Annotated in this window: 6 protein-coding genes; 1 reads left to right on the top strand and 5 read right to left on the bottom strand. The window is 48.7% G+C overall.

Annotated features, from left to right (window positions below):
• Positions 1–71 precede the first annotated feature (71 nt).
• Positions 72–1,778, top strand: coding sequence for a methyl-accepting chemotaxis protein (locus tag ABYW01_RS14485; protein WP_372833922.1), 1,707 nt, complete (start codon positions 72–74; stop codon positions 1,776–1,778).
• Positions 1,779–1,795: 17 nt separating this feature from the next.
• Here ABYW01_RS14485 and ABYW01_RS14480 read toward each other — a convergent pair whose 3' ends face one another.
• From ABYW01_RS14480 to ABYW01_RS14460, 5 genes are all read right to left on the bottom strand, one after another.
• Positions 1,796–2,197, bottom strand: coding sequence for a DoxX-like family protein (locus ABYW01_RS14480; RefSeq protein WP_372833920.1), 402 nt, complete (start codon positions 2,195–2,197; stop codon positions 1,796–1,798).
• A gap of 3 nt (positions 2,198–2,200) precedes the next feature.
• Entirely contained in the window at positions 2,201–2,674 is a 474-nt protein-coding gene (locus tag ABYW01_RS14475; protein ID WP_372833918.1) for a DUF2269 family protein, read from the bottom strand.
• Between the two features lie 5 nt (positions 2,675–2,679).
• Complete coding sequence (locus ABYW01_RS14470; protein WP_372833915.1) at positions 2,680–3,807, bottom strand: saccharopine dehydrogenase family protein; 1,128 nt, start codon at positions 3,805–3,807, stop codon at positions 2,680–2,682.
• A gap of 19 nt (positions 3,808–3,826) precedes the next feature.
• Entirely contained in the window at positions 3,827–4,126 is a 300-nt protein-coding gene (locus ABYW01_RS14465; protein ID WP_372833912.1) for a DUF1330 domain-containing protein, read from the bottom strand.
• A gap of 88 nt (positions 4,127–4,214) precedes the next feature.
• Positions 4,215–4,737 (bottom strand): diguanylate cyclase domain-containing protein (locus tag ABYW01_RS14460; RefSeq protein WP_372833909.1); only part of this gene is annotated, 523 nt, incomplete at its 5' end.

The raw sequence follows: 4,737 nt of genomic DNA, 5'->3' as shown, positions 1-4,737 counted from the left end.
TCGCGGAGAATGGATTCACCTTTGACATAACTTACGACTCTATAGTGTCGAAGTTACATAAGAGGGATTTTATGCGCGTTCTGAATAACATCACTATTAAGCAGAAACTCATCACCCTGTGCTCTCTGGTTCTGCTAGCACTCAGTACGGTCATCGCAAGCACCGTCTATCAGATGGCGCAGATTCGCGATGAATTGATCGCAATCGCTGAAGAAAACATCCCGATGACAGAAATTGTCAGCGAAGTGGTCATTAATCAGCTAGAGCAAGCAATCAGTTTTGAGCGCGCTCTTCACTTCGGTATCTATAAGGCCCTATCCACCAACGCAGATGATGCAGTCTCTCGCTATAACAGCAACCGTGACAGGTTCTTTAAACTCGATGCAGGGGTCAACGACCTGTTCGTGAGAGCCGAATCCTTGATCAAAACCTTAGAAGAGCATGCTGATTCACAAGCGAACAGAGACAAACTGGTCGAGTTTGAAAAGATAATCCTCTCCATTGATCATGCCCATCGGCAATACACTCAACACGTTGCTGAAGTATTTGAAGCCTTTGAAGCTAACGACGTATTAAGTGCCGAAGCCCTTGCCTTAAAGGTTGAAGATGAGGAGGACCAGCTTAACTCTGCCGTAGAACATTTATTAATTGATCTGGGAAAATATACCGAAGCGTCTGCGATTCGCGCAGAACAACATGAAGAGCAGGCTTTGGACAATGTTCTGATTATCAGTGTCATCGCCATGATAATGGTTGTTGTACTGTGCATACTCATCAGCCGATCGATTACCCGTAAGATCGCCCACGTCCGTGATGCCGTCGGAGAGATATCCATCAATCTGGATCTAACCAAACGGGTCGATATCCGCAGTAAGGATGAACTAGGCGAACTGTCAACGGATCTGGATCACCTGCTTAACAATTTGCTGAGCAGCGTGAGCAGTGTGGTCAATGCGTCATCTCAACTCGCCGCAGCCTCTGAAGAACTGTCCACAATCTCTGTACAGAACAGCGCATCGATGGACAAACAATCATCTGCGACCGATGAAGTAGCCGAATCGATCCAGAAACTCTCAGACTCTTCTATCGAAGTGGCTCGCATCTCTTTTCAGGCAACGGAAGCGGCCAACTCCGCCGATATCGCGACACGTAACGGACTCAGTGTTGTAGGCGCTAATCTCGCTGCCATGCGCAACCTCGAACACAAAGTTGATTCAGCGACCCAAACCATTTCACAGCTCAATGAGGACTCCAAGAATATCTCTGCGGTACTGGATGTCATTCAGTCTGTGGCGGAGCAAACTAACCTGTTAGCACTCAATGCAGCCATTGAAGCAGCTCGCGCGGGAGAAGCGGGTCGTGGTTTCGCGGTCGTCGCAGACGAAGTACGAGAGTTGGCTAACCGCACCCACCGTTCCACCGAAGACATTCGCAAGCTCATCGAATCCCTGCAAACCGGATCTGAGCAGGCAGAAATTGTCATGCAAGCCAGTCAACACGAAGCGAACGAAGTCGCACGTCAGGCAGAAATTGCAGATGAAGCCTTGGCAAACATTGCTCAGGCCGTCACCGAAATCACCCGGTTCAGTCGGCAGATTTCAGAATCAGCGGAAGAGCAAAGCCACGTAGCAGAGAACGTGAATAAAAACGTGATGATGATCCGCAGCAGCGCTCAGGAGAGCTCAGAAACAACCCGACAAACCACCGAATCCAGCGAAGCCCTGTCCGAACTCGCTTGCAGCCTGCAGGATACAGGCGCACGTTTTAAGATTGGCTAACTCAGGCTTACAAATAACTAAACAGGCGCAGGGTAGCGTTTCGATGCCTGCGCCAACCACCCAATTAACACTAGAATCGGAATGTTTTTTGTCAGCGGACCGAACGGGTGCAGCCAAAACCCAGCATCAATGATCGTCAATAACACGCTGTATATAACAATCACCAGGATTTGAACTTGGCAACAGCGGTATAACTGCTTTCCACTAATGAGCCACAACGCCAGAACAGCATCCAGAATACTTCCCGATACGATCGCCACATCGGCCGCTGCGCCGGTAATCTCAGCATCCGCTAAAATCTCATAGCCGAGATCTTGCGCCCAAAAAAGCGAGGTCAACGCGGTAAACCCCCACAACATCGCAAGCGATAGACGGGAAAGAACAAGTAAATTCAATGGAGAACCGGTAGTTGATATCATGATTTACTGTACCGGAAACGGTTTAAAAATCATCAACCAGAAAACCACAAGCATTGCCAGAAAAGCGGGGACACCCAACATCATCCAGAGGCCCATCCAACGTCTGAAGTCGGTAAGCGAAGATCCATCCTCCAGTACAGTCTCAGCACACTGCTTCAAACGATATTGGATATAGATAACCGGCAACCAGCACAATCCGATCAGTGTGAAGATGGAAGCCACCCAGAAAAACCAGATCGAACCATACGAGTAACCTAAAACCTGCATCAACATGACACCCGTAATACACTGCACCAGAACCGCTGGCGTAGTAAAAATCCAGTCAGCCAAAATGACATGTTTTGCGGTAAGACTAATCGCTGCGAAGTTCTCTGAACGACTCGCCATCAACATAAAGAATGCAATTCCCGCCCCGGTGCCCATTAAAACCGTTGCAGATAAAACATGCAGTAATTTCAGCAGCAGATAATTATCCATTAGCGCTAGCCATTCACGCATTCCTCAGTATAAATGCCCCACTCTCCGGCCAGCTGAACGAATTCCTCCAAACTGTACATACCTAGACAAGGGACAGCGCCCGGTTCTGTGAGAGATCCATCCAACAGTTTTTTGGTGGCAATAATCGTAGGCAACGTAGGTATATAAGGACCCACGCCATTTTCAGCGTATAACTGCCAGAGAATATGCAGGGGGTTACCCGAGGTATCCTTACCGCGAATATCGATACGCATCCCTCCGTCATCAGAACCCAGTGAACGGAAAAAATTGCTCACATGCACAATAGGGATTGTCAGTGGAGACCAGTTTTTTACCCAGCCTCGCTTTGTCAGTAATGCCATTGCAACCATTGTCTGATGTAACAATGTCAGCTCAAGCCCTGCTTGAAAGGTGACACGATTACTCACCCCATAGCGCTCAGGAAATAGCGACAGGTCAGGCACGTCGACATTGGCTAATCGCCGTTTCCCCAGAACACCACCGAAATCTACTGTGCGAGAGTCCATCCACCCATACGCATCCATCCACCTCCCTTGTTTGAATACTGGAAAGGGGTGGCCCGTATAAGAGAGAATTGCACGTACCGTAGCTTCCCCACGTTCAGCCCTATTCCCTGGAGCAATCGCAATATCAATTAATTCAATATCAGAAAACCGTGAACGGTAGTGATCGATGACCACAGAAGATAAACCCGGCACAGTGCTAGCGCCCGAGATAACACTGACTTGTTGCTGTCTGGCATTAGCGTCTAGCTCAGAGATGTTAGCAACAAAATCACGATCGTCAGACAGATCAATATAATGCGCACCGGCCTCAATACAGGCTTGTGGAACTTGATAGCTCTGTTTTTGAAACGGACCACTGGTGTGAATAACAATATCTGGGGATAATTTCTTCAACAATGCACTAAATTCGGGTGCGGATATATCAATCCGTTCCGCTTGCAGTGTTGCAGCCGCACCGGGTTGAAGACGATGCACCAATTGCAGCGCTTTTTCAGGGTTTCGACCTGCGATGAGTACATGGAGGTTTGCTATTTTTGCCAAGGATTCAACAATACGCTTGCCGAAGTTGCCGTATCCTCCCAGAACAAGAACTGATTTATCAGACATATCCTTACGCCTCTCTAAGTTATCCCTCTGAATATCCAACCAACACCATATCAGCCGCTTGGGTACGCAACGGTATCAATGCCTGATACGCCTCAGAGTTGAACCAACCTTCAAGTGCGTTCTGATCGGGAAAGCGGATAACGACCGTGTCATGGTGATCGTGTTCACCACTGAGCACGCAGTATTTAGCACCGCGAAAGACCAGCTCACCACCCCAGGGGGCGATGGTTCCGGGTACCTGCGCACGATATTCAGCAAACAGTTCAGCATCTTTGACAGTGATATGACCAATCACATAGGCGGGGGTGTCGCTGCTCATAGTAATTCCTTAACGACTGTATGGATCGACGCTCCGGCAGTATGAGCCTCACTGACGAACGGGGCTCACTCCAGTAAACACATGGGCGTTACAGGGAATAGGTCACCGATGGCAGATCGGATGCATTCTCAGCCGTCGCAATAAATTGATTGCGACCTGCTTTTTGTGCGTCATACAGTGCTTTTTCGCTCGCTTCGATCAATCTTTCTGGTGTCAGCAAACGCGACGGCTGTAAAGTCGCCACGCCGATTGTCACAGTAACAACGTCAGACACCGCGGAGGTGGTATGCGGAATTGCCAGCTGACGAATATCTTCGCAGCACTGTGCCGCGAGCTGCTCAACCTGCTCATTCGTGGAGGGTAACAACAGGGCAAAACGCTCATTATCAAAACGGACGGCTAAATCACCCGGACGAGAAATACGTTTGCGCAGATCATCAGATACCGCTTTCAAACATACATCCGCAGCTTTTTCTCCATGATGATGAAGATAGTGTTCGAAGTAATCCAGTTCAACCAACATCATTGAAAGTGGACTGAATTCACGTACAGCACGCCGACATTCATTGGCGGTGACATTATCGAAATGAACACGATCAAATAACCCGGTC

Source organism: Pontibacterium sp. (genome assembly GCF_041587635.1).
Classification (GTDB): Bacteria; Pseudomonadota; Gammaproteobacteria; order Pseudomonadales; family Balneatricaceae; genus Pontibacterium.
Note: the sequence above shows the minus strand (reverse complement) of the source record. Positions and strands in the feature narration are given on the sequence as shown.

Coding starts and splice junctions, on each gene's coding strand:
- ABYW01_RS14485 (WP_372833922.1), top strand. CDS start 72: ATGCGCGTTCTGAATAACATCACTATTAAGCAGAAACTCATCACCCTG.
- ABYW01_RS14465 (WP_372833912.1), bottom strand. CDS start 4,126: ATGAGCAGCGACACCCCCGCCTATGTGATTGGTCATATCACTGTCAAA.
- ABYW01_RS14470 (WP_372833915.1), bottom strand. CDS start 3,807: ATGTCTGATAAATCAGTTCTTGTTCTGGGAGGATACGGCAACTTCGGC.
- ABYW01_RS14480 (WP_372833920.1), bottom strand. CDS start 2,197: ATGATATCAACTACCGGTTCTCCATTGAATTTACTTGTTCTTTCCCGT.
- ABYW01_RS14475 (WP_372833918.1), bottom strand. CDS start 2,674: ATGGATAATTATCTGCTGCTGAAATTACTGCATGTTTTATCTGCAACG.